This window comes from Spirosoma taeanense (assembly GCF_013127955.1).
In the GTDB taxonomy this organism is placed as follows: Bacteria; Bacteroidota; Bacteroidia; order Cytophagales; family Spirosomataceae; genus Spirosoma; species Spirosoma taeanense.
Window position 1 is genome coordinate 1,958,359 of record NZ_CP053435.1, and the last position, 24,940, is coordinate 1,983,298.

General features: G+C 53.9%; 25 protein-coding genes and 1 other RNA gene. 13 read left to right on the top strand and 13 right to left on the bottom strand.

Features of this window, described 5'->3' with window-relative positions; genetic code table 11:
- Window positions 1-88: 88 nt before the first annotated feature.
- From kdsA to HNV11_RS08295, 4 genes are read left to right on the top strand one after another with little or no spacing between them, the layout of a single operon-like run.
- Window positions 89-940, top strand: coding sequence for a 3-deoxy-8-phosphooctulonate synthase (kdsA, locus tag HNV11_RS08280; RefSeq protein ID WP_171739219.1), 852 nt, complete (start codon window positions 89-91; stop codon window positions 938-940).
- Window positions 941-994: 54 nt separating this feature from the next.
- Window positions 995-1,702 carry a phosphatase gene (locus HNV11_RS08285; protein WP_171739220.1) on the top strand — a complete coding sequence of 236 codons (708 nt, stop codon included), beginning with the start codon at window positions 995-997 and terminating at the stop codon, window positions 1,700-1,702.
- Between the two features lie 27 nt (window positions 1,703-1,729).
- Entirely contained in the window at window positions 1,730-2,533 is an 804-nt protein-coding gene (gene kdsB / locus HNV11_RS08290) for a 3-deoxy-manno-octulosonate cytidylyltransferase (RefSeq protein ID WP_171739221.1), read from the top strand.
- A 36-nt stretch (window positions 2,534-2,569) separates the two neighbouring features.
- Window positions 2,570-3,232: a thiamine diphosphokinase gene (locus HNV11_RS08295; RefSeq protein ID WP_171739222.1), complete on the top strand. Its 663-nt coding sequence runs from the start codon at window positions 2,570-2,572 to the stop codon at window positions 3,230-3,232.
- A gap of 21 nt (window positions 3,233-3,253) precedes the next feature.
- Here the strand turns inward: HNV11_RS08295 and HNV11_RS08300 are convergent, their stop codons facing one another.
- Together HNV11_RS08300 and porU2 are read right to left on the bottom strand one after the other, a co-directional pair.
- The gene (locus HNV11_RS08300) at window positions 3,254-4,471 is read right to left on the bottom strand and encodes a hypothetical protein (protein WP_171739223.1); all 1,218 of its coding nucleotides are present in this window, start codon (window positions 4,469-4,471) and stop codon (window positions 3,254-3,256) included.
- Complete coding sequence (porU2, locus tag HNV11_RS08305; RefSeq protein ID WP_171739224.1) at window positions 4,468-7,830, bottom strand: putative type IX secretion system sortase PorU2; 3,363 nt, start codon at window positions 7,828-7,830, stop codon at window positions 4,468-4,470. The genes HNV11_RS08300 and porU2 overlap by 4 nt, the downstream gene beginning before the upstream one ends.
- Window positions 7,831-8,182: 352 nt before the next feature.
- Here porU2 and HNV11_RS08310 point away from each other — a divergent pair, with 352 nt between their 5' ends.
- Window positions 8,183-8,590, top strand: a complete 408-nt coding sequence (locus HNV11_RS08310; protein ID WP_171739225.1) for a PadR family transcriptional regulator — start codon at window positions 8,183-8,185, stop codon at window positions 8,588-8,590.
- Window positions 8,591-8,611: 21 nt separating this feature from the next.
- On the top strand, window positions 8,612-11,152 hold the full coding sequence (locus tag HNV11_RS08315) for a GIN domain-containing protein (RefSeq protein WP_171739226.1): 2,541 nt from the start codon (window positions 8,612-8,614) through the stop codon (window positions 11,150-11,152).
- Window positions 11,153-11,228: 76 nt separating this feature from the next.
- Here HNV11_RS08315 and HNV11_RS08320 read toward each other — a convergent pair whose 3' ends face one another.
- The 8 genes from HNV11_RS08320 to cobT all read right to left on the bottom strand — a co-directional run bounded on the left by HNV11_RS08320 (window position 11,229) and on the right by cobT (window position 18,605).
- A complete protein-coding gene (locus HNV11_RS08320; RefSeq protein WP_171739227.1) occupies window positions 11,229-12,308 on the bottom strand; it encodes an AI-2E family transporter in 1,080 nt (359 codons plus the stop codon).
- A gap of 83 nt (window positions 12,309-12,391) precedes the next feature.
- Complete coding sequence (locus HNV11_RS08325; protein ID WP_171739228.1) at window positions 12,392-13,774, bottom strand: L-serine ammonia-lyase; 1,383 nt, start codon at window positions 13,772-13,774, stop codon at window positions 12,392-12,394.
- 71 nt (window positions 13,775-13,845) lie between these two features.
- Entirely contained in the window at window positions 13,846-14,628 is a 783-nt protein-coding gene (locus HNV11_RS08330) for an oxygenase MpaB family protein (protein ID WP_240163850.1), read from the bottom strand.
- Window positions 14,625-15,353 carry an OmpA family protein gene (locus HNV11_RS08335; RefSeq protein WP_171739229.1) on the bottom strand — a complete coding sequence of 243 codons (729 nt, stop codon included), beginning with the start codon at window positions 15,351-15,353 and terminating at the stop codon, window positions 14,625-14,627. Before HNV11_RS08335 ends, HNV11_RS08330 begins: the two co-directional genes overlap by 4 nt.
- A 180-nt stretch (window positions 15,354-15,533) precedes the next feature.
- A complete protein-coding gene (locus tag HNV11_RS08340; RefSeq protein ID WP_171739230.1) occupies window positions 15,534-16,079 on the bottom strand; it encodes a DUF6580 family putative transport protein in 546 nt (181 codons plus the stop codon).
- Window positions 16,080-16,086: 7 nt separating this feature from the next.
- Complete coding sequence (gene cobC, locus HNV11_RS08345; protein WP_171739231.1) at window positions 16,087-16,728, bottom strand: alpha-ribazole phosphatase family protein; 642 nt, start codon at window positions 16,726-16,728, stop codon at window positions 16,087-16,089.
- A gap of 10 nt (window positions 16,729-16,738) precedes the next feature.
- Entirely contained in the window at window positions 16,739-17,527 is a 789-nt protein-coding gene (locus tag HNV11_RS08350) for an adenosylcobinamide-GDP ribazoletransferase (protein WP_171739232.1), read from the bottom strand.
- Between the two features lie 64 nt (window positions 17,528-17,591).
- On the bottom strand, window positions 17,592-18,605 hold the full coding sequence (gene cobT / locus HNV11_RS08355; RefSeq protein WP_171739233.1) for a nicotinate-nucleotide--dimethylbenzimidazole phosphoribosyltransferase: 1,014 nt from the start codon (window positions 18,603-18,605) through the stop codon (window positions 17,592-17,594).
- 199 nt (window positions 18,606-18,804) lie between these two features.
- On the opposite strand from cobT, the gene HNV11_RS08360 reads away from it, so the two are divergent.
- The 3 genes from HNV11_RS08360 to HNV11_RS08370 are packed head-to-tail and all read left to right on the top strand — an operon-like array spanning window position 18,805 to window position 20,762.
- A complete protein-coding gene (locus tag HNV11_RS08360) occupies window positions 18,805-19,101 on the top strand; it encodes an autorepressor SdpR family transcription factor (RefSeq protein ID WP_171739234.1) in 297 nt (98 codons plus the stop codon).
- A 13-nt stretch (window positions 19,102-19,114) separates the two neighbouring features.
- Entirely contained in the window at window positions 19,115-19,777 is a 663-nt protein-coding gene (locus tag HNV11_RS08365; RefSeq protein ID WP_171739235.1) for an SdpI family protein, read from the top strand.
- A gap of 19 nt (window positions 19,778-19,796) precedes the next feature.
- On the top strand, window positions 19,797-20,762 hold the full coding sequence (locus HNV11_RS08370) for an alpha/beta hydrolase family protein (protein ID WP_171739236.1): 966 nt from the start codon (window positions 19,797-19,799) through the stop codon (window positions 20,760-20,762).
- Window positions 20,763-20,781: 19 nt separating this feature from the next.
- On the opposite strand, the gene HNV11_RS08375 is transcribed toward HNV11_RS08370, so the two are convergent.
- Window positions 20,782-21,423, bottom strand: a complete 642-nt coding sequence (locus HNV11_RS08375) for a hypothetical protein (protein WP_171739237.1) — start codon at window positions 21,421-21,423, stop codon at window positions 20,782-20,784.
- Between the two features lie 176 nt (window positions 21,424-21,599).
- Here HNV11_RS08375 and ssrA point away from each other — a divergent pair.
- Window positions 21,600-21,974, top strand: a transfer-messenger RNA (tmRNA) gene (gene ssrA / locus HNV11_RS08380).
- A gap of 61 nt (window positions 21,975-22,035) precedes the next feature.
- On the opposite strand, the gene HNV11_RS24070 is transcribed toward ssrA, so the two are convergent.
- A complete protein-coding gene (locus HNV11_RS24070) occupies window positions 22,036-22,167 on the bottom strand; it encodes a hypothetical protein (RefSeq protein ID WP_262889973.1) in 132 nt (43 codons plus the stop codon).
- Between the two features lie 91 nt (window positions 22,168-22,258).
- Here HNV11_RS24070 and HNV11_RS08385 point away from each other — a divergent pair, with 91 nt between their 5' ends.
- The 3 genes from HNV11_RS08385 to HNV11_RS08395 are packed head-to-tail and all read left to right on the top strand — an operon-like array spanning window position 22,259 to window position 24,061.
- Window positions 22,259-22,810: a hypothetical protein gene (locus HNV11_RS08385; RefSeq protein ID WP_171739238.1), complete on the top strand. Its 552-nt coding sequence runs from the start codon at window positions 22,259-22,261 to the stop codon at window positions 22,808-22,810.
- 45 nt (window positions 22,811-22,855) lie between these two features.
- Window positions 22,856-23,620, top strand: a complete 765-nt coding sequence (locus HNV11_RS08390; RefSeq protein WP_171739239.1) for an IS5 family transposase — start codon at window positions 22,856-22,858, stop codon at window positions 23,618-23,620.
- Entirely contained in the window at window positions 23,621-24,061 is a 441-nt protein-coding gene (locus tag HNV11_RS08395) for a hypothetical protein (protein ID WP_171739240.1), read from the top strand.
- A gap of 248 nt (window positions 24,062-24,309) precedes the next feature.
- On the opposite strand, the gene HNV11_RS08400 is transcribed toward HNV11_RS08395, so the two are convergent.
- On the bottom strand, window positions 24,310-24,651 hold the full coding sequence (locus HNV11_RS08400) for a hypothetical protein (protein WP_171739241.1): 342 nt from the start codon (window positions 24,649-24,651) through the stop codon (window positions 24,310-24,312).
- Window positions 24,652-24,940: the final 289 nt, after the last annotated feature.

The window sequence follows — 24,940 nt, forward strand, 5'->3', positions numbered from 1 at the left end:
AGTGGGTTGACCGGAAAAGCCGTACTTTTGCAGCCGTTGGCGAACCACAGCGCGTTCGTCGGCAGCCACGTAGTAATTCCTAGCAGCTATGTCTCAAAAAATCGTTCGCGTCGGCGACATCGAATGTGGGTCGGATGAGTTGTTTCTCATCAGTGGTCCGTGCGTCATCGAAGACGAAAAAATTATGATGACCGTTGCTGAGCAACTCCGCGAAATCTCGGAAAAGCTTGGTATCAAGATCATTTACAAATCGTCGTTCCAGAAGGATAACCGGTCCAGCCTGAACTATTACAACGGGCCCGGACTAGAGAAAGGGATTCAGATTCTGGCGAAAGTGAAAGAGCAGTTCGGTTTTCCGCTGCTGACCGACGTTCATTATCCCGATCAGTGCGCGCCCGTGGCTGAGGTTGTGGATGTGCTGCAGATTCCGGCTTATCTGTGTATGCAGACAACGCTGACCGTAGCAGCCGCTAAAACCGGCCGGGTTGTCAACGTAAAGCACGGGCAGTTTCTGGCACCTGAGAACATGAAGCACCCGGTCAAGAAAATTGAGGATTCGGGTAATGATCAGATCATCCTGACCGAGCGTGGCTTTACTTTCGGCTATAACGACCTGGTGGTTGACCCGCGCAGTTTCTACCACATGGCCCGCACCAACTACCCGGTTGTGTTCGACGTAACGCACGCCATTCGCAAATACGGGATTCCGTCGGCCGACGCTAAAGGCGGGGCGCGGGAGTATCTGCCGGTGCTGGCGCGCGCGGGCGTAGCGGCCGGTGTGGATGGACTGTTCATTGAAGCGCATACGTGCCCATCAGAAGCGCTCTGCGATGCCGCTAGCCAGCTTGATATCCGCTATCTGGAAGAGTTTATGAAGCCCCTGCTGGAACTGCACGCCGTTGAAGTGAAATACCGGAACACCCTGCCGGAACTGGCGTAAAGAGTAGAGTCTATTATCTGCTGCGGAGAGGTCTCCGCAGCAGATCTTGTTTTTATGATCGATATTGAGCAAACCTTTACCGCCCTCGGCGGTCAGTTCGTTACGCCCGCGGAAGTCCTGACCCAAAAGCTTCGGACCATTCGGGCGGTGGTCTTCGACTGGGATGGTGTCTTTAACGACGGGGTTAAAACCGGCTCGGGCAGCAGCAGCTTCAGTGAAGTGGACTCGATGGGTACGAACCTGCTTCGGTTCGGATTCTGGCTGCACCATAACGGGCAGTTACCCGTTGTCGCTATCGTAACGGGCGTTACGAATGATCTGGCCGATGCGCTCGTGCGCCGGGAGCATTTCCACGCCTGTTATTCGCAGGCCAAACACAAGGTTGAGGTTCTGCAGCATTTTTTGGATCGATTCAACCTGCAGCCGAAGGAAGTTGCCTTTTTCTTCGACGATGCGCTCGATCTGTCGGTGGCCGAAGTGGCGGGCGTTCGGATCATGGTACGCCGGAACGCAAACCCGCTGCTGACGGATTACGTCGTGCGAAACGGTCTGGCCGATTATCTGACGGGTAATCCGAGCGGACAGTTTGCGGTTCGCGAGGGCTGTGAACTAATGCTGGGGCTGCTGGGTCAGTTCGATACGGTTATGGCCGAGCGGCTCCGCTACCGACCCGTTTACGATCAATATTATCAGCAGCGGCAGGCCATCGAACCCGCCTACTGGACCGTAGGAACCGCCGGTCCTGAACCCAAACTTCTTTAATCGGACGATCTGTCCGGAACGTATCCCATGCGAATTGGAATTATTCCATCCCGTTACGCGTCCACGCGCTTTCCCGGTAAACCCCTGGCCGACATTGGCGGTAAACCCATGATTCAGCGGGTGCTGGAGCAGGTGCAGCAGGCGCAGTTGTTAGATAAAGTAGTGGTTGCCACCGACGACGAGCGTATTGCTGAGGTGGTGCGTCGGGTAGGGGGCGAGGCCATCATGACCCGCACCGACCACCCCAGCGGCACCGATCGATGCTGGGAAGCCTATAACCGACTGGTGACTGATGGACTGATTCCGGGCCAGCCGACAGACTATATCCTCAATGTTCAGGGGGATGAGCCGTTTATTAACCCGGCGCAGATTGATGAGCTGGCGGCTGTGCTGGATGGCTCCGTTGAACTGGCAAGCCAGATGTCGCCGGTCGATTCGGCTGAGATTCTGCACTCGCCCAATGAAGCAAAGATCACGGTCAACGCCCGGAAGGAAGCCCTGTATTTCAGTCGGTCGGCGATTCCATTTCTGCGGGGTGTTGACCCGGCTCACTGGCACGAGCATCATACCTATCACCGCCATATTGGTATGTATGCCTACCGGGCCGACATTCTGGAAGCTATTACGCTGCTGCCGCCCTCTTCGCTCGAACGCGCCGAATCGCTGGAACAACTACGATGGGTAGAAGCCGGTTACCGAATCAAACTGGTCGAAACGCGTTACCAGAGCCAGAGTGTCGATGCCCCTGACGATGTAGACCGGGCGATCCGGTCGGCCCCCGAATTTGCTAAAAAGTCTACGCCTGAAGCGGCCGATTCAACCGGGCTGTAACTGCCAGAATACGTTCAGGATTTTCTGCTGATCCCTATGTCATCTCACCATATCGTTCGCGATAAACAGGAACCGGCTCTTCTGATTGCCAACGGCGAAGCCTGCCAGCCCGAACTCATGGGGCAGTTGCTGGAATGGAGCCCGGTAGTGGTAGTGCTCGACAGCGCCATCTGGCGGGTACTTGATCTGGGCATCAAAGTAGACGTGTTGCTCGGTGATTTCGACCGGGCGCTGGACCTCGATACGATTCGGGCGCAGCAGTACCCACTGGAGGTAGTCCATGCCCCCGACCAGAACAAAACCGATCTGGAAAAAGGAATTGAATACCTCATTGAGCATGGGTTTCCTGCCGTAAATATCATCTGGGCAACGGGCCGGCGGGCGGATCATAGCCTGACGAACATGACCAGCATCGTGCGGTACAAAGACCAGATCCGGATTGTGCTGCTGGACGATTACTCCAAGATTTTTCCGCTCGTGGGGCGCTTCGAGAAATGGTATGAAGCCGGAACGACTATCTCGCTGATACCCGTCGGCACGGTAACGGGCATCGCCACGGAAGGGCTACTGTATAATCTCCACGACGAAAGCCTCCGTCTCGGTTACCGGACTGGCAGCAGCAACGAAGCGGCTCGGGACGGGTTTGTACGGATTACGGCCGGGGAGGGTGACCTGCTGATTATGGAGTGCTGGGATTGATCGCTCAACCAAACTATTGTTTTAGCGGTGGACGAATAATCTCGCCTGAACCTGATTCAGCTTATGGTTCAGGTTCGCCTGCGGTAAGAGCTGTAGCCACGACCCCAGTAACAGCATGGCCCAATACGGGCGAATAAGCCGCTGATACTGCACGGGCAGTTGACCCACCCAAAGCAGCCCAGCCGTGAGCAGGCAAAATGTGCTGGGAGCCATCAGGCGTAGGTTTGGGGCATCAAACGGGCTTAGCGTGCGTAGTATGAACAGCACGCCTACGTAAACGAATCCGGTCATTACGAATAACTGGCTTAGGGTGGCCGTTTGCCGTTCGTCGTTCATAGGCCTGTAGGCCCGGCGCAGACGCCAGCCGCCAAGGCTCAGGAGCACTCCCTGAAGCCCCACGCCCAGCCAGGCCAGCCAGTCCGATCCGCCGACCGTAAAGTCTCGGATTAGTAAGCCCTCGTTCAGGAGTGCCCGCCCGAAAAGCCAGGCAAGCTGACCCGACGATTCGGTAGGAAGAAACCGCTCACCACCGAATGCCGAATCCGAGAAAAGGCTGTTTAGCTCGAAATAAGTCCCCAGGCCAGTAATCCCCGCAAGTGAAGCCGTCAGCAGCTGCCTGCCTATTGAACGCTGACGGGCTATTGGCAAGGAAAGTCGCTCTGGCGACAGCCAGCTAAGAAGAGCTAGTAGTCCGGTTAGTGCGAACACATACCCACCGACGTAACGAACCAGAAACAGTGCGTAACCCACCAGAATTAATACGATAGTTCGGCGCGGTGTTGGTGCGGTTAGCAGGCAGTGAAGCTGCCAGACCCACTCGGCCAGCAGGACCAGAAACACCGCTTCTGACCAGGTATAGGTCAGGAGTTTCAGAAAGCCGCCCAGCCACCAGACCGAGAGCATCCAGGTTGCCCGTTGCGTACCTAACCGACGGGTCCAGACCCAGCCCGAAACCATCAGAAAAAGTCCGTTGATAAGTTTGGAGGCCACCAGGACGGATAACCCGGTTAGCCCCGACAAACCCGCAATCAAGGCTGGGTAGCCAATGGGGAATGTGCCATTCCAGACCAGTCGGCCAGTTTCTTGCACCACGTATCCCCGACCCGCCAGCAGGTTGGCGGCCGACTGCAGGTAATAGCCCGAGTCGATACTCGTGCCGTGGTTGGGATTACTCAGAACAAGTCCTGCCAGTAGCAGACCGGTCATTGCGAAACCGGCCAGAAGATACCAGCGGCTCATCGGGTCAGAATAAGCCGGCCTTTCAATGAAATCGTATTGGCTACCGGCAGATCGGCGCCTTCAATGCTGTACAGGTACACGCCCCCCGCCAGCGCCGTTCCCGCATCGGAGGTGCCGTCCCAGAACCATTCATTCAGGCCGATGCGCGCCGGGCGGTGCAGTGTCCGGACGACGCGGCCCGTCAGGTCACTGATGAGCACCGTCAGATCGGCGGGTGGTGTCAGACCCGTCAAGATTATCGAGAAGCGGGTCTGCTGGCCGAATGGATTTGGGTAAACGCTGACAGCGGTCAGTTCCGGCTGATTTCTAACCGTGAAATGGATCTGGTAGGGAGCCCCCCGGTTGCCGCTCAGATCGGCGCTGATAGCCTCGAACCCGTAACGGCCATCGGGCAGGGGCGTGCTGGGCTGATAGCTCAGACGAAAAGCATTATCGGACCCCGCGGCTGTCCACTGCACGCCGTTACCGCGCAGGCTGAGCCGTTCGTAAGGGCAGGGACCGTTCGTGCAGGGACGCTGAAGATATAGTTCCACCTCAGTCGTGTCGGCACGTAACAGACGTCGGTTATCGTCCTGCACCAGAACGTCGATGACCGGCCGGGCGGATACCACATCACCATCGCTGATACGTTGACCATCGAACGCTACTTCTACAATAGGTGGCGTCAGGTCGGCCGGGAAAGGCAGGCTGCTAACCTGTCCGGCCGTACTGATTTCGGCTTTATTGTTCGTTTCGCTCGTTTCGGTAATCCGGTCGTCGGGGTCCAGCAGCAGCTCGAAGTAAGTCGTTCCACTTTCCGTAGGATCGTTGGGCAGTTTCCATTGGAGCGTATCAGTATAAAACGGAGCCGGTTGCGTAAACCGCTCCTCCCGGATGAGTAACCCACTGGCTTCGTAGCGCCGGAAACGAACCGTTAGGGGGTTGTTCGATACCCGTCCGTAGTTGATTAAAACGCCCGACACAACGACGGAGTCGGATGCTGCCAGCGAACCGCCCCGGTTGCCGCTTAACCGCAGACTTCCCGGCGCAACGGCAAAGTCAGCTTTCGGGAACGGAAAAACGCTCACGGCCGGGTCGCCCTGTAAGGTCATCTGCTGGGCCGTTGTTACCTCATACACAGACGTATGCGTTTGCAGATACCGTCGGATGGTTTCCTGCTGTAAGTAAGCGAGCGGCTTAGCCACGTAATTGCTGTCGGTTAGTAGCGCGTACAACTGATCGGAGTAGCTTTTCAGTGTATGGCCAAACCCGTTGTAGGTATGGGCCATAAACAGCACGGCGCCCCGGTTTGGCGTCGTGATCCAGTCGGAGCCGAAGGTCGGCAGGCCGAAATAGAAATTGCCGGCTGCGCAGCCATTCGCCAGCATAAATGGATAGCGGCCCTGGTTTCGGTAACCCATCCGGTCGTCGCTGGCAAAACCGACATCAATATCGGATACGTCCAGGCTTGAATGGCCAAACATGGAGATCATGCCGAAGCCCCGGTTAACAAGGTCCACCACCGAGAAGGACTCAACCGGATTATCGGTTTGTTTCGACAAGGTCGTAACGCGCCCACCGACGTAACGCGCTTCCACAACGTCTTTAAACTCGTCAACAAACTGACGGAACGTCTGAATCTCACTTTCGGTATTGCCACCGCTCAAGTGCAGAATGTTCTTACGCCATAGGGCGGGTTCGCTGGTATTTTCATGTTCTTTGACCTTGCTGAGGTAGTCCAGCACCGTCTGGGATCGGGTTGCGTTCAGCCGACCGATGGGCATGGCTGGTACGTTGGCCACTTCGCCGTTCAGTCCTTCAACCAGACCCAGATCTGAGCCGGGCCAGCCCGCATTCGGGACCAGGTCGAGCAGCAGACCATTGGGATTCTTACGGATACCCTGCGGATCACGCGATTGCCCGACTAGAAACAGAAATTTAGGTCTGTTACTGTTGCGGAGCATATAATCGGCAAACCGCCGAATGCCCAGCGGGTGCCGTTCTCCGTAACTGAACTGATCGAAAAGCTGGTCGATGTTCACCGTCAGGGTGTCATAATGACCGCCTGCTTCGGAAGCCCGGTAGGCCGCGTAGGCCCGGATGGGGTCGGCTACTCCGCTCACTGGCTGACGCAATATCGGGTGGGTGATGATGACATAATTAGCTGTCTGAGAAGCAAACGAACGAAAGGCAACCGGCTTGATTGACAGAACCGAAAGCGGCTGGCTGGTCATCAGTAGGGTTCGTTCGGTCTGACTATCACGTACCACGCCCCGCCAGCGGCCACCCGACAACTGGCCATCAATACGTCTCAGATCACCCGAATGTGTAATGTCGAACAGCCGACTGCCTGCCGGGACGTTCAATAGCTCCAGCGAAGACCGTCCGCCCGGGTTCAGGCGTAGATGCAGCCATTTGCGAGCCGCGCCCCCCATATCCAGGCGCTGGGGGTAGCGCAGTTTCAGGTACGAAGCCGATACCTCGTCTTCCTCCTCGCGGGGCAGTAGGCTCACCAGCACGCTGCCCGATTTGGTGAGGTCGTTCGGGGTTAGCTCAGTTTTAAAAAAGGTGGTGTTATAATCCTGAAATAACTGCGTGCCGAGCGTTCGCAACGACGTAGCGGCTGGCCCGGCCAGGTATTCAACCCGGTGGGCACGCGGGTTACGCCCGACGAGCAGGTAACTGATTTGCGGGTTGACACCGGCCCCTGCTACAAAACCTGTTAGCGAAAACGATTGGTCGTAGCGCGTGTTTGTCCGAACAACCGGTCCGGTCCAGCCTTCACCGACGTCATAGCCGGTCAGGATGGCCCCGTTGCTGTAACCGGCCCCGATTGGGTAAATGGTGCCAGCCGGGTAAGTCTGCGTAAAGACCCGAAGTTCTTCTTCCCAATGATACGGCTCAGGTGTCAGGCCCGAGAAGTCGGTATCGGAATAAGCCGTTATCCGCCTGCCGGGCCGGCCATCAGGACGCCAGGTCAGAAAATAAGCAGTGGTATCACTAAACAGGCTGTAGTAGGCGTGGGGCATGGCGCTGTAGGGCTGATAAAGCAGCGAATCCTGACTGCCATCGTTACCCCGCCCGTAGAACTCCACAAAATCCGGCGCATCGAAGCGGCTATCAGTTTCACCTTCCACGTAGATGGCCTGCTCAACGCCCCGGTGGAATAATTGTAACGTAGTGGGGTTGACCTGACCCACCGGAACGCCCGCGCGCTGTAGTTCGGCCGTCGTGATTCGGTACAGCCCCGGCTGCATTACGGGAATTTTATAGTAGGTCTGCTGGTAATTGATCCATTCATTGCCGAGAGGGAGATTCTGTGCCCAACTGGCCGATAATGAGAAAGTAAGTAGGAATATGCACGTACAAAGTTTTGGCATACAGAGCGATATACGGACGTGGCGGTGGGTTATTAATGTATGCTTAAGACTGCCGGTCCGGTTACAGGTAACTTAGAACTAGAGATAAGCGACAAAGCAAATCACTCCACAATCAGACGTAATGGACGCCCTGAGGGCATTACACTTTATGACTGGCCTGCGTTACCGTTCGTCTAGGGATGTTGCCATTTATCCGCCAATAATTAATTTTAAGCAATGTACCTTGCATTGCATAGTACCTTATGCTATCTTTGTTGCATCGGTTAATTGATCGGCTGATACGAGGGCAAATGATGGCCCCGGCTTCCGGTGTCAATTCCTTAATTAATTCACAAGTCAACCCTGTACACCAATGAATATTGAAAACGCTCAGGTGCAGATGCGAAAGGGTATTCTGGAATTCTGCATCCTGCACATCATATCGCGGGGCGAGGTATATGCCTCCGATATGCTCGACGAGCTAACCTCCGCCCGCATTATGGTCGTGGAAGGCACACTTTATCCCTTGCTAACCCGGCTTAAAAACGCCGGTCTGCTCGACTATAAATGGGTAGAATCGACCTCCGGGCCGCCACGCAAATATTATATCCTGACCGAGCTGGGGCGTAATTCACTGGATGCTCTGAACGAAACCTGGCAGGAGCTTGCCGAATCGGTTAATTCCATCGTTGGAAAAACCGTCCAGCATACCAAGCCTGCCAACGGGACCATAGCGCCGATGTCTATGCCTGATCCTTTAAATCCTTCATCCAACGCTTAACCTATTCTCTTCCCTATCACCATGAAAAAGACCATCAGCATTAATATTAGTGGCGTCATCTTCCATATCGAGGAAGACGGTTACGACAAACTCAGAAGCTACCTGACGTCGGTACAGCAGTACTTTTCGACTTACGAAGACAGTCAGGAGATTGTGACGGATATCGAAAACCGGATTGCCGAAAAGCTTCTTGCTAAACTCAAAGCCGCCGATAAGCAGGCCGTTTCGCTCGAAGATGTCAACGAACTGGTAGCGGCCATGGGTACGGTCGCCGATTTTGAAGCCGTTGAGGAAGAAGAGATTCTCGTCAGCACCGGCGGCCGTAATTCGGCGGGTAACAGTCAGACTGGAACGGGTCGTCCCGGCGCTTCGCAATCGAGTACGGGCGGTTCCAACGCTGGTAACTTTGGTTCGAATCCGGCGGGTGATGCTGCCTTTGCGGGCCCGCGCCGACTCGTGCGTGACCTGCGTCGGAAAACCCTCGGGGGCGTTGCGGCTGGCCTGGCGCACTACTTCAATATGGATGTTGTATGGATACGGCTGATTTTAGTCGCTCTGGTTATCGGCCTGCCGGCGCTGGCTGGCGCATCGAACAACGACTTCTTTGGCGGGCTGAGCGGCTTTACGGTCATTGTCTACATCGCCATGTGGATTGCCCTGCCCGGTACGATGGGCATTGAGGAAGATAAGTCGGTAAAAAAGTTTTACCGTAACCCGGAAGACAAAGTGCTGGGGGGCGTAGCCTCGGGCATTGCGGCTTACTTCGGCGTCGATACGGGGATTATCCGGTTGTTGTTTGTGCTGGGGATTGTGTTCTTCGGCGTTGGCTTCCTGCTGTATCTCGTACTCTGGATGATAGCGCCCCAGGCCAATACGCTGACCGAAAAAATGGAAATGCAGGGCCAGCCGATCACGCTCTCGAACATCGAGAACAGCATCAAACAGAACCTGAACATCAACGAAACGCCCAATAATGAGAGTACCCTGACGCGCATTCTGCTGTTTCCGTTTCGGGCCATAGCCACCATCATCAGCGGACTTGGCAGTGCTCTGGGGCCGCTGCTTAGCGGAACGGTCGCCATCATCCGGGTGCTGGCCGGGATTATGATGCTGGTGGTTGCTTTTGCCGCGATGATCGCTTGTCTGGCGTTCCTGGGCGCAGCGATCGGGGTTAACTCGGGTGCTCTGATTGGCGACAGCAGCTTTCCCGTTGCCTTATTCCGGGCCGATATTACGCTGCCCATGGTCCTGTCGGGCTTTCTGGCTGGTTTCCTGCCAAGCTTTGGCCTGGCCATCCTGGGGGTAATGCTGATCACTACCCGCAGCGTGCTGAGCAGCCGCACCGCCCTGACACTGGCTGGTGTGTGGATCGTGAGTCTGCTGGTGTTTGGGGGAACGGCCGCTCCCCTGATCAACGGCTTTCAGCGCCGGGGAACGGTGGAAGAAACAAGGATTTTGAACGTACCGGCGGCCATTCCGACGTTTGCCATGAACGAGCTGGACGACGATAACTGGCGGCCATCCATTGAACTGCTGGGCTACGAAGGCACGACGCTGAACCTGGTGGAGCGGTTCCGGGCGCAGGGCGCTACCCGCGCCGAAGCCCAGGCCAACGCCCGCCAGATCAGATATACCTACGTGATCAAGGATTCGACAGTACGTTTTGACAATGCGCTGGAATTACAGCCCAACGCGCATTTCCGGGCGCAGGATCTGGATATAGACCTGATGATTCCTTACGAGAAACCGTTTCGGATGACGAAGGATTTCGCCCGGTTTATCCGCAATGAATTCGGCGAGAAGGAAATCAACCGGATGGAAGCCAGCTTGTGGAAGTTTACGAGAACAGAAGGACTAGTTTGCCTGAATTTTCCCCGCGAGAAAAACCGCGATGCCGACAGCGAAGACAATGACGTAACTGATCTGACCGACGATGTGCAGGATGCCGTTTCCAGCGAACTGGGGGATGACTTCGACAACATTGGCGATCATACCCGCCAGTTTAACGTCAGTAATTTCTCAAAAGTAGACGTATCGGGCGCGTTTGTGGTGCGTTTCCGCAAAGGGGATGCCTATAAAGTGGTGGCCGATGGCCGCGAGGAAGACCTGGAGGACATTAAAGTTGACGTTGATGGCAGTACGCTGGAGGTGTCAGTTGATCGCCGGGGACTGTTCGACTGGAAGAATCGTAAACGAACCGGGCTGACGATCACCCTGCCGGCTATTCAGAATTTGAAGCTGTCGGGTGCCTCAAAAGCCAGTCTGGCCGGTTTTGACAACTTCAGTAATCTGAATATTCAGATGAGCGGTGCCTGCCGCACGGTATTTGATGGGGACGTTCAAAAACTGAACGTGGACCTTTCCGGCGCGTCGAATATCGTGTTGCGTGGGCATGCCAGCCAGCTGGAGGCCGACCTGACCGGCGCCAGCAAGATCGAAGCCACGAGCATGAACGTCGATAAGGCGTCGGTGGATGCCAGCGGAGCCAGCCATGCAGATTTTGGTCAGGTCGGTTCACTCGACTCCGAAACGTCAGGCGCCAGCAAAGTGACTCGCCAATAAGCCGACCCGAAAAATAGGTTGAACGGGGTGGTGAGCACTGGAACAGGTGCCGCTACCCCGTTCGTCATTTTATGGGTTACGTCCGTTGTTCGGCTTTTTTCTCCGCCTTTTCTTCTACTTTAGCCTCGTCTTTAGCTACCTCCTCACGTTGCTCCCGATTTTCGCGCTCAAAGACCTGAATCAGTACGATGAAATAGGACAGAAGAAGCGGGCCGATAACCAGGCCCAGAATACCAAAAATAGGGACGCCCAGCACGATACCGGCCAGCGTTACTAACGGGTGAATATCGCCCATGCGTTTGGCCAGCGTTATTCGCAGCAGGTTATCGATGTTGATAATGACCACGATGCCCACGATCAGAATCCCGACGCCCTGCCCCGTGTCACCCTGCGAAAGTTTGATCAGAGCGGCCGGCCCCCAGACCAGGGGTGTTCCCAGAACAGGAATAAACGCCATAAAAAAGGCGACAACGCCCCAGAACGGCGCGTCGGATACGTTGAAGATCCAGAGCGTTACGCCCGTCAGGACGCCCTGCACCAGACTAACCAGCGCCTGGCCCAGCACGTTAGCGTTTACGTTGTTCTTCAGCGATTCCCCCAGTTCCTGCTGCGTATCCCGTTTGAAAGGCAGGTATTTCTGGAGCCCTTTCTGAAAGGCTTCCTGCTGCACGAACATAAAATAGAACGTAAACAGCATCAGGCCGATGATGACAATGAAATCCAGCGCGCCCCCCGCCAGCGACGGAAGCAGCCGGCTGACGTAGCCCGCACCCTGCTGCACCAGCTGGCGCACGTTTTGCGGACTCGTAATCTTAAACCCAGTGAGGTCTTCCGCCTTATGAATCAGGTTCAGAATGTCCTCGGTATGCTGGCTGTAATACTGGATCCGACCGATGAGCAGCAGGCTCAGCGTCAGAAAAGGCATGATGATAACGACAAACGAGAAGATGATCAGGAGGGTCGTTACGAACTGACGGTTCCATTTGCGCTTGTGGACCAGAGCCGTAAACCACGGCCGCAAGACGACGTACAGGATACCCGCGCCCAGAAACGCCGTTACGTAGCCGCGTAGTCCCGCAATGATGAAGCCCGCAATGATGATCAGACTCGCAATGAGCAGAACCCGTTGCTGCTTGGGGGTATATATTGTGTTCATAAAACAGAGAGGGTGCCGGCGAGAAAGGCCGACCTGCTTAGAACACCGTAAAGCCCCTTAATTGTTTGGGCGGGCAGATTGCATCAGCACTCGGTGGCGCTCAGGGCCAGCCCGGCTTCTGACGTTTCCTTGTACTTGGTCGACATATCGCGGCCGGTCGCTTTCATGACCTTGATCACCGCGTCGAGCGAAATCTTCTGAACCGCTGCGGCCCCGGAGGTCGCCAGCAGAAAGGCATTATAGGCTTTAACGGCACCCATCGCGTTACGTTCGATGCACGGAATCTGAACGTAACCGCCGATTGGGTCGCAGGTCATGCCGAGGTGGTGCTCAATGGCAATTTCGGCCGCGGCTTCAATGGTGCCGATGGACCCGTTGGGCAGGGCACAGCGGGTCAGGAAAGCCGCCCCCATGGCCGAGGCCGTCCCTATTTCGCCCATGCACCCCATTTCGGCACCCGAAATACTGGCGTTGTGCTTTACTAAAAACCCAATGGCAGCCGCTGCCAGCATACCTGCCCGGAGCGTGGCACGATCATAATGGAAATGGTGCTTGGCCAGAAACGTCAGCCCCGGTATAACGCCCGATGCCCCCGACGTAGGTGCCGTGACGACAATTCCCCCGGCTGCATTTTCTTCCGATGCTGCCAGACAATAGGCGTTCAGAAATATCAAAAAACTGTCGGTTGACTGGCTGATGTGTTTGGCCTGCTGGTATAAGATAGGCGCTTTACGTGTCAACCTGATGGTGCCGGGTAAGGTGCCCTTATGCCGCAAACCACGCCGAACCGCCTTGTGCATAAAATCCAGAATCTGATCGAGCCGTTGATGAACCTGTGCCTGGCTGCGGTTGGTGAGCGCCATTTCGTTAGCCATAAGCAGCTCATCGAGCGCCAGCTTATTCGCCGTTAGCTGCGCTTTCAGCTCCGTCATGGTGCTGTACGGATATGGTACGGGTTGGGCAACCGGGGGCGTTTCCGCTTCACCTTTAAGGATAATGAACCCGCCCCCAATGGAATAGTATTCTTCCTCGGCCAGGGTTGCGTCGCCCGCCGTTAGGCGCAGAACCATCGTGTTGGCGTAGGGAGATTCGTACCGTTTCCGTTCAAAATGAATCTGCTGCGGTCCAATGGCCAGCGTTCGGTCGCCTACCGGTACCGGATAAACGCCAGAAGGGTCTTTGAGCAGGGCAAGCAGGGCGTCGGGGTCGGTGGTTTCGGGCTGCCAGCCAAGCAGTCCGGCCACGATGGCGCGGTCGGTACCATGACCTTTACCCGTCGCGCTGAGCGACCCGTACAGATAAACGTGCACCGCATCAGCGCGTTGCTGCGCGTCGTTGGGTAGCTCAGCCAGGCGCTGCCGGAAATCGAAAGCGGCCTTCATGGGGCCAATGGTGTGCGAGCTGGATGGCCCCGGTCCAACCTTGAACAGGTCAAACACGGAGGTGGTAATCGGGTTAGTCGTCATGTTGATGAAGAAAAGGAGGGGGTACGTGATTCCATTCGGTATCGATACCTCACCGGACATAATCACGTAAACTATCTATCCAGCGCCCGAATCTGATCCAGATACTCTGCTGGTAGCAGTATCCGTTGAGTCAGGGATCGGAGACCGAGCGCATTCAGCACTTTGTATAGACCAATGGAATACTGCAGCAGGGGTTTTTGAGGCAGATTCAGCAGCCGGCTAACCGGCTGCGGCATCAGCACGGCCTGTGCCTGCCGCAGCAAGGAATACCGCCAGCCACCCAACTGTTCGCGGTATCGCCGGAACAGCTTGTCCGTAAACTCGCTATGAACCAGGTCGCTGTTCAGATGGGCTACCCGGTCAATTTTCCACTCGGCATAGCTCGTCGGCAGGTCGGGTATCTGCAGCCCGGTGCCCACTTCGCGGAAGTGCGCGAACATGTGTTCGCGTTCGGCGTCGGTCAGCGGGCGGTGCAGGCTCTGGTAAGCCCGTTCGGAATAATCGATCAGCATGTAAAGGACGTCGCGGTAGGCCCAGTCCGGAATCCGGCGTCCCCGTTTTTCTTCAACTCCCCCATGAATCGCGTTGATCCGGCTGAGGGCCTGCCGGGCCTTAATATCGGTTGCCAGCAGGATCTCCTGCGCGTAGCGAACCGTCGAAAACAGCCGCCCAATCGGGTCGGCCGGTAGGTTACCCGTAAAGAAAAGCCAGTCAACGGCCCGGTTGAGGGCAAACTCGCCAGCGGCCCCACCAAAAATCAGCAGAATGACATCCGCATCGCCCCAGATCTGGCGGATGATGGAGTCAGCCGGGACAAACATGCGTGCCGACTCCTGAGGGATAGTAGCGTTCATAACGCTAAAACAACAAATTCGACTCTTCGATTCCTTTGTTTATGCTCTTCTGAATCATTTGGCGCAGCGGGACGCGTGTCGCCGTAGCCATTATAGCGCAGCCGGTTCTCGGCAATGCCATGGCGAACGAGATAAGTGCTGATGATCTTTGCCCGGTTTTCCGAAAGCGCCTGATTGAGCCGTCGGTCGCCGACGTTGTCTGTATGTCCCGCAATCTCAATGCTAAGTTTCGGCGTGGTCGCGAGTGTTCTGACCAGCTTATCGAGTTGTGGGTACGATTCAGGCCGCAGAACGTAACTGCTCTGATCGAAATACACGTTATCGAGCCGGACGCTCTGGCTCACCTGCAGGTTCCGAAAAACGCTGTCGGGCCTGGCCGTGGCCTTTGTTAACCGAACGACGTACTCATAGTCGGCGCAGGTATCGCAGGAAACAACCATCAGCTCTTCGCTCTCGGCATACCCGGCTGCATTCGTTACGACGTCAAGCGTATCAGTGCGCGTCAGAATGAAACCGAACGGCCTGCCCGCCTGGCTCTGACCCGTAAATTTCTGTTTCGCCAGCAGCGCCTGCACCGAGAACTGCGCCGGGAGTTCAGCCAGGGTTGTTTCATCCACGGCTTTCAACGTAAACAGCGTTCGCTGAGTTTTAACGGGCGGCTGTTTCTGGCCATACAGCCAGGATACATTGATCAGACACAGAAGGCACACCAGCAAAAGACGCATTACCACAGTGGTTGAGCCAGTTAACAGTCCGGCAAAAATAAGGGCTATGGAAACACAACACCAGATACCTTGTGCATTATTGCGATTAGCTACCCAGGCCCCAGTTCACTATACCCCTCAGGAGTCAGACGTATCTGCCTGTCCGCTGAACCGTAAGGATTTGTCAAAGAGAAGCAGTCGTTAGCCGCGTGTTGGGCGCAGGACCGTAAACCGCTGTTGCAGCAGGTAATAGCCGCCGAACAGCGCCCCACTAAAGAACAGGTCGCCCAGCAGGCCATTGAGAAAGAACGATGTGCCGTTGTAGAACGCCAGTCCGGCAACGTAGCAGCTCATCAGACCTGCCGACGTTTGCGGATAAAAGCTGCTGCCCGACCAGACGGCGTAGTTGGTAATCAGAAAGAACAGCACCGACGACGCGAGCGAAGCCGCAGCGATTCGCGTGGCCGTTTGGCTACCCGACAGCAGCCACAGGCCCAGCGCCCAGGTCAGTGTGAAGCTCAGATAAACGGACCCCATGTTGCCGTGGAAGCCAATGAGGGCGTCGCTCAGGAGCATAGCTGCCAGCGGAATGACCAGTCCCAGCCACCGGCGCTCGAACGTAGCCGCGCCAAACAGCGCCAGCGCAGCGATTGGGGTGAAATTCGGCCAGTGCGGTACCAGGCGGAACAAAGCCGTAGCAAGAACGATAGTGGTCAGCGTGGTCAGGCGAATCTGGAGCGATTTCATTCGTATATCAGCGATTAATGTATTGGATGGTATAAGCTGACCCCGTGAGCGTCAGCTTGGTTACCGCACCGTAATCAAGATTGATGCGGTAAGCATTCTGCAAAGATAAATCCAGAAACAGACACAGCAAAGCCCGAATCACTCCGCCATGTGAAACGATAAACACCGGCTGACTGGTCGTAGTTTCCGCCAGGGGCAGAATCTGCTCGGTCCAGAAAGCGGCAACACGCTCAAAAAGAATCTGAAAGTTCTCACCATTGGGCGTGGGAACGTTCACAAAATCGGCCATCCAGGGATCGAGTGCCTCGCGGCCAATGTCGGCCCAGGGCGTCATTTCCCAGTCGCCGAAATGGATTTCTTTCAGCCGGTCATCATACTGCACCTTCGGACGGTGCGCGTCCACAACGGCGGTCTGGCCCGGCGCGGTTTCGATCGGACTGCCTTGCGTCAGGGCTGACGCCAGATCCTCGGCCAGTCGGCGGCAACGGTTCAGGGGCGACGAAAAAATAACGGCCGGATCGTTGGGCAGGTGCGCGACTAACCGCTCGCGCTGCTCCTCGTAGGTATCGGTCAGGTCAACGTCGGTTTGGCCGTAAGCAATGCTGCGGCCCACGCTTACTTCGGTATGGCGAATCAGGTAGATGTCCATAAGTTTCAGTTTAGATTGACACCCACAACAGCGAGACAAACGATAGGTACACGATCACTTCGGCAAGCTGTTGGGTCGCGCCCAGGCAGTCGCCCGTGTAGCCGCCAATCCATTTGCCAAAGAAGCGCACCAGCCGCCAGCGCACCAGCGCCAGCGGGATCAGAAAGAGAAGGTAAATCCAGAGGCTGGTGTAAACCACCAGCGCCAGCAGGGGCAGCAGGCCCAGCAGGGCCGCCAGCACGAGCTGACTGGTCGTGATGCCCTGCGCAACGGGCTTCGCTTTGGCCGTGTCGTCCGGCTCGTCGCGGGCGTAGGGGAGGGCACGAATCACCGTAACGGCCGTTAGGCGACTCAGGCTATGCGCTGATACGTACTTCAGGGCGACCGTCCAGCCGAAAGCTTCGACCGAGAGCAGCGCCTGGAGGGCAAAAAACTTGACCGCCAGTAGTAAACCCAGTCCAATGGTGCCGTACGTACCCAGTCGGCTGTCTTTCATGATGGTTAGAATCTGCTCTTTGGTCCAGCCGCCACCAAACCCGTCGCATACATCAGCAAAACCGTCTTCGTGGAAGGCACCCGTAACCCAGACCGTCGCCACCATACCGAACAGCACGGGCAAAAACGTGGGCGGAAACAGTACCGTACCGAGCCAGTACGTCGCTACCCCAATGCCACCAACGATAATGCCGATTAACGGGAAGAATACCGTCGCCCGGTTGAGCGCATCGGCCGAGTGGTCGATATACTTCGGCGCCGGCAGACGGGTATAGAACATCAGGGCCGTAAAAAACAGGTGCATACGTAATGAATCGGTTTGGCAGGGCAAATTGTTTGACGATTCCGGCGACCATTAATTCAGGCAATTAACCCGCCAGGCTGTCCATGGTGGCCATGTCGTTCAGCATCGTAACGGCCGCCTGCACGAGCGGATAGGCCAGCGCGCAGCCCGTTCCTTCGCCCAGCCGCAGGCCGAGGTCCAGCAGGGGCCGGGCTTCCAGCCGGTTCAGCATCAGCCGGTGGCCGGTTTCGTCGGACTGATGGCAGAAAATGCAGTGCTGACGTACCGCTGAGTTGATGGCCTGCGCCACCAGCAGAGCCGCCGTAGCGATGAAACCATCGATCAGGATTAGCATACCATTGTCGGCAGCCTGGAGCATACCCCCGACGATGGCGGCAATTTCCAGTCCGCCCATGGCCGCTAACAGATCCATCGGGGCGGTTAGATGAGCATACCGGTCGGCTATGTCCTGCAAAACGGCGAGTTTATGCGCTAGTCCGGCGTCGTCCAGACCGGTCCCGCGCCCAACGCATTCAGTAAGGGGCAACCCCGTCAGCCGATGCATCAGCAGCGAAGCTGAAGAAGTATTGCCAATCCCCATTTCGCCAAAGCCCACCACATTGCAGTCGCGGTAACAGACGCCGTTGATCAGAATTTTTCCGGCGTCGAGAGCCGCTTCACATTCGTCCGGTATCATGGCGGGCTCGTAGCGCATGTTGCGCGTACCGGGGCGGATTTTATACTTGACGAAGCTCTCGGTGTTTTCCTCAAACGTTTCGTTGACGCCTACATCACAGACCAGTAATTTCAGGCCGTTCTGGCGGCAGAACAGGTTGATAGCCGCTCCGCCCGCAATGAAATTACGAACCATGCCGTAGGTTACGTCGGCCGGATAGGCACTGACACCCTCAGCCGTTAAACCGTGGTCGCCGGCAAAAACGAGCAGATGCGGATTGGTTAGTTTCGGGGTCTCGGTCTGTTGAATCAGGGCAATCTGAAGGGCCAGTTCTTCCAGACGTCCTAATGCGCCGAGCGGCTTGGTTTTGTTATCAATGCGCCGACGAACGGCCGTTGCAAGCGAAGTAGCGGTAAAAGTCATTGTCAGGATGGATACCAGCTGCAAAAGTCGGTATTGGTTTTTACATCACCACTATCACAAAACTCGAATGAAGCCTTCTGAAGAGTGAGGTTGGTTAACCAGACTGCCACTCATCAACTTTAACGACCGATTACTAAGTAATTAGACAATCGTCTAACTATTTAATTAGATATTTGTCTAATTATTACAAACGGCTTTTATGAACGCACTTTTTAAGGCGCTGAACGACCCGACCCGCCGACAGATACTGGACTTGCTGCGCGAAGGTGATCTGAACGCGGGTGAGATTGCCGAGCGCTTTGCTATGACCAAACCCAGTATTTCCCACCACCTCGACCTGCTGCGGCAGGCTGGCCTCGTTGACTCGGTCAGGCAGGGGCAGTTCATTACCTATTCGCTGAACACAACCGTACTCGACGACCTGCTGGCCTGGCTCCTGAGCTTTCAGAAGCAGACGACCAGCGTTCCGGAAAATACATCTGAGCAAACTCTGTAACCCATCCTGAATCATGAAACGAAACTCGTTCTCTCTCGAATTGCTGATCGTAGCCCCGTGGCTGCTGGTGTTTGCCTACATGGCGCTGAGCTGGAACCAGCTCCCAGCCAGAATCGTCACTCATTACGATATGCAGGGCAATCCCGATGGCTGGCAACGAAAGGAAACCGCGGCTCTGCTGGCCGTTGGACTTGGCGTTCTGCTTTACGTGCTGATGCGTTTCCTGCCCCGATTCGACCCTAAAGGCCGGATTCAGTCCTCGAACTACCACAAACTGCGGTTTGTCATCAGCTTTTTTCTGGCCGCCGTATTCGGCGGAATGTGGTATGTAGCCGGCCACCCGATTGACAATCAGCTGGTGCAAACGCTCCTGATGGCGCTTGTTGGCCTGATGATCGCGGGCATTGGCAACTACCTGACCACCGTAAAGCCAAACTGGTTTGTAGGGATTCGCACGCCCTGGACGCTCGAAAGCGAAACTGTCTGGCGCCGGACCCACCAGCTTGGTGGCCGGCTGATGGTGGCGGGTGGCCTGCTGAGCACGGTGCTGGCGTTTGTCATACCGATGGTGTATAAAATCGGGGTTGTGGTGGGTATCATCGTTGCGGTTTCTATTATTCCGCTGGTGTATTCTTATGTTTATTTCCGGCAGGAGAAGTCACGCCAGTTCAACTAATTAGCTCACTGAGTTTGGCATGAATCGTTTTCTCATTTCGCTCTGTTTGCTCTTCTTGTTATACCCAAACCTATCGGTACTGGCACAGGTCGAGGAGCCTATTCAACTTAAAACCGATGCCTTCACGCTGAACGGTACGTTGACGCTGCCCGCCGACGTAAAGGGCCCCGTCCCGGTCGTGTTGCTGCTGGCGGGTTCCGGACCAACCGATCGGGATGGTAACAGTAGTCTGGGTCTGAAAACCAATGTGTACCGCATCCTGGCCGATAGTCTGGTGCGTCAGGGTATGGCCGTTGCCCGTTACGATAAGCGCGGAGCGGGAGCCAGTCAGGTTATGGATAGGACGAAAGTCCGGTTGGCCGATGGTCTGTTCGATGCGGGTATTACCGATGCGGTGGGGTTCGCGCGCCAGTTGCAGGCCGACAGCCGGTTTTCGAAGGTCATAATAGCGGGCCATAGCGAAGGCTCGCAGGTGGGGATGGTGGCCGCCCGCCAAACCAGGGCCGACGGGTTTGTGTCCATTGCCGGTATCGGTCGGAACATTGCCGACGTTATGAAAGCGCAGTTTGAATATGCCCTGCCCGATTCGCTCAAAGCCGAAGCTAGCCGGATACTGGACTCGCTGCGGGTGGGTCGGACTGTGCCGAAAGCGAATCCAATTCTGATGACAGTATTCCGCCCCAGCGTGCAGCCTTATCTCATTTCCTGGATGAAACACGACCCAACGGCCGATCTGAAAGCCTATCCGGGGCCGGTGTTGATTGTGCAGGGTACGAATGATTTTCAGGTGCCGGTGAGCGAGGCCCAACTCCTCAAAGCTGCCCGGCCCGACGCTCAACTGGTACTCATTTCTGACATGACGCATATGCTCCGGACGTATGCCGGAACTAATCGGGCTGAAAATATCAAAACGTATACGGCACTAGGTCAGCCGCTGACAGCCGGTCTGGCAACGGCCATTGTCCGGTTCGTAAACCAGCTATGAGTTGAGATAAAGGCCTGAATCAGTTGGCCGAGTAATGCTGCAGGTACGAAATCAGCCGTTCGAAATGCATTTGTTCGTACGGGTTCTGGGTCTGGCGGATCAGCAGATGCCGGTAGATGTCAATCAGGCCCTCGAAGTGAGGGTTGTGGTTTAGCCGGGCTGCAATCAACCCTTTATAACAGCGGTGCGCCTGATTATACACGTAGGGGCAGGGCTGATTTGGCTGGTCGTTCAGCAACTGGTCGAGGGTAGGTAGCAGGCAGGCGCTATCCAGAAAATCAAATCCTTTGGTTTCAAAAAAAAGCGCGATCTGGTCACAGGCATCGATTAGTTCGTCGTCGGAGTGAATCTTGAAGCGCGAATACTGAAACCCGTTGAACTTCCCGATCGACATCAACAGTGTGTTGGCATCGGGTCGGTAGTCAGGCATGTTGTTGAGAAACTGCTGGGCGATCTGTTCGACCTGCTCATTGCGCGAGCCGAAGTTCACTTCCAGCATGATCTCATCCCCGTAAAATGCTGGTGAAAGAATAACGTTCTGAAAACCAATGGGCAACGTTCGCCGGTACTGCTTCTTCTCAAGCAGCAGCTGATACTGATGCGTTACAAAAAACGGCGTCAGATGTTGGTAAAGGTTCGTTTCAAACGGCGTAACGGTCATTGGTACCCATTCAGTTGAATCCGAAAAACGGCGGTGTCGGATAGCGGCATAACTAAATTAGCCTCAATTAGTTTAGTCGATTTAGGAAAAATTTCAGGGCATCGGTTAAGAAAACCGGAAACCAATTGGCGGGTGAGTGCGTTTACCTGATACGCGCCCGATTGGGCCGTCAATCTGGGGACGACCGGAATTGACAGCTTGCAGAGGTCGCGTGTAAGCATGCCGGGAGTTGGCGGAATTTCCCGACCCGAACAAATCGTCAAAACAATAACTGGCGAGTATAACTACGCCATGGCTGCCTAATCCGGAGGATTAAGCAATAGCCATTGTCTCCCCGGCCTACGTGCTGCTGGCTGGATCAGGAGGCATCGACTCGCAGCGCTGGCTCGGTTTATGGTGTTAACGGCCGAGTGAGACACAAGCACCTACGGATGACGCTTGGTCTGGTATGCACCGGGCCGATTCCCGACAATCCCAAGCATACCTAAGCATGTAGAAAGCACGACGGTTTCCTTGACTGGACGAGAGTTCGAATCTCTCCGTCTCCACCGTAAAGCCCTGACGACCTCGGTCGTCAGGGCTTTTTTGTCTTCATATTCTGAAAGTAATATATTATGTGCTGCACCAGCTACCTGTAAACGTCTCCAGCTCCGATGGTTTGAGCGGACTGCGATGCAGTAAATGATCCCGAAACTTATCGAGCTTATCGGCTGCCTTCTCCGACCTGCTAAGGTCTGCACCCATAATAAAAAAGCTACCACGCAAGGTTACCGGGTAGCTTCTTGGCTGGGTAGGGCAGATTGGTTACATTTGAAACTGTTCAATTTGTATCAACATGAGTACCTCAGAAATAATAGGGATAGTATTGACTGTAGTTTTTGGAATACCATCAGTTATAGGTTTACTTCAAAGCTTACCATCAAGATTAACTTTATTAATGGATGAGAGGTTAAACTTATATTCTAACGTTAGTAAAAACATTCAAGGACTTGATATTACATTTAAGGGTAATAAAATTAACAAAGATTTCTATTTGATAAAAGCTAGCTTTTTTTATCAAGGTAGAAAGGATGTTTTAAAAGAGCAAATAAATCAACCGCTATCTTTAGAACTACCTGAAGGATCTATTATTCATGATTTTAATATTTTATCTAAAGAGCAGAATTTAGACATTACTGTTGAAGTTAGAGGCAATCAATTGCTATTTGATTTTGACTTACTTAAAAATAGTGATTATATATATTTTCAAATTTTTGCGGAAATTGGCGATTTTATAGAAGATAAACTTGTAGCACGCCATAGGATTGCTAATGTAAATAAAAAAATAAAAACGATTAGATATATTGACTATGAAATTATGCCTAAGAAGCTGTTTGGGAATTGTTAAAGGCTGAGCGTCGAGTCATTTTTGTATCGACCAAGATGCAAAGCAATGACCAAACAGTGGAAGCCACTGACCGACGCCCAGTGGGATGCAATTTCTCCTTTTTTACCACTTGATCGTCAGCGGACTCATGATTTGCGACAGATTGTTAACAGTATTTTGTGGCTGCTACGCACAGGATGCCAATGGCGCAATCTGCCTACCGAGTGGCCTAATTGGCAAACCGTCTATTACTATTTTAGACGTTGGAAACAGGATGGTACTTTTGGTCGAATCAATCTGGCCTTAAATCAACTTGACCGTAAGCGGGTCGGTAAAGAAGCATATCCATCTGCAGTATGTATTGATTCACAAAGTGTTAAGTTGGCTCCGATGATTTGGGAGAACCGAGGTCTCGACGCGAATAAACGAGTGAATGGCCGAAAAAGGCAACTCATCGTTGACACCCAAGGGCGTCTATGGCTAGCAGATGTCCATTCTGCTAATCAAGCGGATGGCCCTTCAGCCGTATCGATGGTCAGTGACTTACTATGGCTAGTTGGAGAGCGTTTGGAGAAAGTCTACGGTGATCAATCTTATAATGGCGTCTTCGCTCAAGAGTTGGCTAGATGGAGCCTTGATTTTGAAAAAGCGTCTCGTCCTGAATCAACTCTGGGCTTTATACCCGTAGCCAAACGGTGGGTAGTGGAACGGACCATTGCTTGGACGAATCACTTTCGAAGGATTGTCAAAGATTATGAATACACGATATCATCTTCGGTTTGCTGGCTGTACTTAGCCAACATTCAGATTATATTGCAACGGATCATTTGAATGGCAAAAGATAATTCCCAAACACATTCTAATATAATATTCTTTATATTATTTGGTTTTATGGGGTCATTTATGATGTTTCCTCTAACTAATATTATATTTAGTGGTATGGAGACCGTAGATATATATTCGGATGAAGTTATAGCCACTTACTATTCAAAGAATAAGATTATTGATATAGATAGTGTAAGCACCGTATTCAACTATAATCTAAATAGGACTAATAAATATATAAATGAGCTAAGAGAAAAAGGGCAGCCTTTAGATAGCACAGAAGTAAAAGACATTTCAAACTTTTACGCATCATATAAGCGATTTGCTGATATTGACAGGAAGATTTATAATATATTTAATGAAAAAGTGAGAAAAGAATATAAACCTTATGACCTTTTTTTAAACCTTATACTAAAATTTACGAAATTAACAGTGAGTATTCTGTAGCATATCGTATTGATTTTTCTATGTTAATTCCCTATATTTTTTTATTTGTTTTTGGGTTAGTTGTACTTGTTATTACATCCAGGCAAGCCGTTGGGCAGTATAATTACAATCAATTAATAAAGGCAATTGCAAAAGTAAAGAAAAATTTATCTTAACCGACCCGCCCGGTGTCTCCACCGGGCGGGTCATTTTTGTACAATCTATCCTAATCAAACAGCCCTGACCCGCAGGGGTTGCTGATGGCCTTCTTAGTTAGGCTGAACCCGTCTAAAACGCTCTTGCTGCTGTGGAGTTCTGGCTGCGGGCTGCTCCATCATACTTGCGGCTCGTTGTACCTGCCGCGAGAGTTCAGTAGCTTTATCTTTTGTCGATTCGAGTTTGGCAACAAGCTCCTGATTCTGCTTTTTGATGCTGTCCAACGACGCATACAGGTTTTTGAGCTGCGCCTGAGCTTCTTCCTGTTTGCCATTCATCAATTCAAGCGCTTTGCCCGACTCCTGCCGCTGGAGTTCAAGTTGCTGGGCAATTTGTTTCTCCTGCTCAACAAGTCGGCTATATTCCGCACTAAACTTCGACAGATCCTGCTTCATCGACCGTACACTGGCCTCATTTGTCTCAAGCTGTTCAGTAAACTTGGCGCCTGTCGCGTTATCCAGGCAACCCCCATCGACCCTACCACCCCAATACAGGCAATTAAAATCTGCACCAGTGGACTCGATTCAGAACTTGACTTAGCCATGGCTTTTCGGTGTTGGGGTTTGGCCGCAATAGATACACCAACGGCATAAGTCAGTTATCCAACAGCTCGTCAACACAAAGGAAGTTACAGGCCCAAACCAGATTTCCGTGCGCCCCCTTTAGCCAACGGTCATTCCGGTT

Coding starts and splice junctions, on each gene's coding strand:
- HNV11_RS08315 (WP_171739226.1), top strand. CDS start 8,612: ATGAAAAAGACCATCAGCATTAATATTAGTGGCGTCATCTTCCATATC.
- HNV11_RS08340 (WP_171739230.1), bottom strand. CDS start 16,079: ATGAAATCGCTCCAGATTCGCCTGACCACGCTGACCACTATCGTTCTT.
- cobC (WP_171739231.1), bottom strand. CDS start 16,728: ATGGACATCTACCTGATTCGCCATACCGAAGTAAGCGTGGGCCGCAGC.
- HNV11_RS08350 (WP_171739232.1), bottom strand. CDS start 17,527: ATGCACCTGTTTTTTACGGCCCTGATGTTCTATACCCGTCTGCCGGCG.
- HNV11_RS08385 (WP_171739238.1), top strand. CDS start 22,259: ATGAGTACCTCAGAAATAATAGGGATAGTATTGACTGTAGTTTTTGGA.
- porU2 (WP_171739224.1), bottom strand. CDS start 7,830: ATGCCAAAACTTTGTACGTGCATATTCCTACTTACTTTCTCATTATCG.
- HNV11_RS08295 (WP_171739222.1), top strand. CDS start 2,570: ATGTCATCTCACCATATCGTTCGCGATAAACAGGAACCGGCTCTTCTG.
- HNV11_RS24070 (WP_262889973.1), bottom strand. CDS start 22,167: ATGGGTGCAGACCTTAGCAGGTCGGAGAAGGCAGCCGATAAGCTCGAT.
- kdsB (WP_171739221.1), top strand. CDS start 1,730: ATGCGAATTGGAATTATTCCATCCCGTTACGCGTCCACGCGCTTTCCC.
- HNV11_RS08390 (WP_171739239.1), top strand. CDS start 22,856: ATGACCAAACAGTGGAAGCCACTGACCGACGCCCAGTGGGATGCAATT.
- HNV11_RS08330 (WP_240163850.1), bottom strand. CDS start 14,628: ATGAACGCTACTATCCCTCAGGAGTCGGCACGCATGTTTGTCCCGGCT.
- HNV11_RS08395 (WP_171739240.1), top strand. CDS start 23,621: ATGGCAAAAGATAATTCCCAAACACATTCTAATATAATATTCTTTATA.
- kdsA (WP_171739219.1), top strand. CDS start 89: ATGTCTCAAAAAATCGTTCGCGTCGGCGACATCGAATGTGGGTCGGAT.
- HNV11_RS08325 (WP_171739228.1), bottom strand. CDS start 13,774: ATGACGACTAACCCGATTACCACCTCCGTGTTTGACCTGTTCAAGGTT.
- HNV11_RS08335 (WP_171739229.1), bottom strand. CDS start 15,353: ATGCGTCTTTTGCTGGTGTGCCTTCTGTGTCTGATCAATGTATCCTGG.
- HNV11_RS08300 (WP_171739223.1), bottom strand. CDS start 4,471: ATGAGCCGCTGGTATCTTCTGGCCGGTTTCGCAATGACCGGTCTGCTA.
- cobT (WP_171739233.1), bottom strand. CDS start 18,605: ATGACTTTTACCGCTACTTCGCTTGCAACGGCCGTTCGTCGGCGCATT.
- HNV11_RS08285 (WP_171739220.1), top strand. CDS start 995: ATGATCGATATTGAGCAAACCTTTACCGCCCTCGGCGGTCAGTTCGTT.
- HNV11_RS08310 (WP_171739225.1), top strand. CDS start 8,183: ATGAATATTGAAAACGCTCAGGTGCAGATGCGAAAGGGTATTCTGGAA.
- HNV11_RS08360 (WP_171739234.1), top strand. CDS start 18,805: ATGAACGCACTTTTTAAGGCGCTGAACGACCCGACCCGCCGACAGATA.
- HNV11_RS08365 (WP_171739235.1), top strand. CDS start 19,115: ATGAAACGAAACTCGTTCTCTCTCGAATTGCTGATCGTAGCCCCGTGG.
- HNV11_RS08370 (WP_171739236.1), top strand. CDS start 19,797: ATGAATCGTTTTCTCATTTCGCTCTGTTTGCTCTTCTTGTTATACCCA.
- HNV11_RS08400 (WP_171739241.1), bottom strand. CDS start 24,651: ATGAAGCAGGATCTGTCGAAGTTTAGTGCGGAATATAGCCGACTTGTT.
- HNV11_RS08320 (WP_171739227.1), bottom strand. CDS start 12,308: ATGAACACAATATATACCCCCAAGCAGCAACGGGTTCTGCTCATTGCG.
- HNV11_RS08375 (WP_171739237.1), bottom strand. CDS start 21,423: ATGACCGTTACGCCGTTTGAAACGAACCTTTACCAACATCTGACGCCG.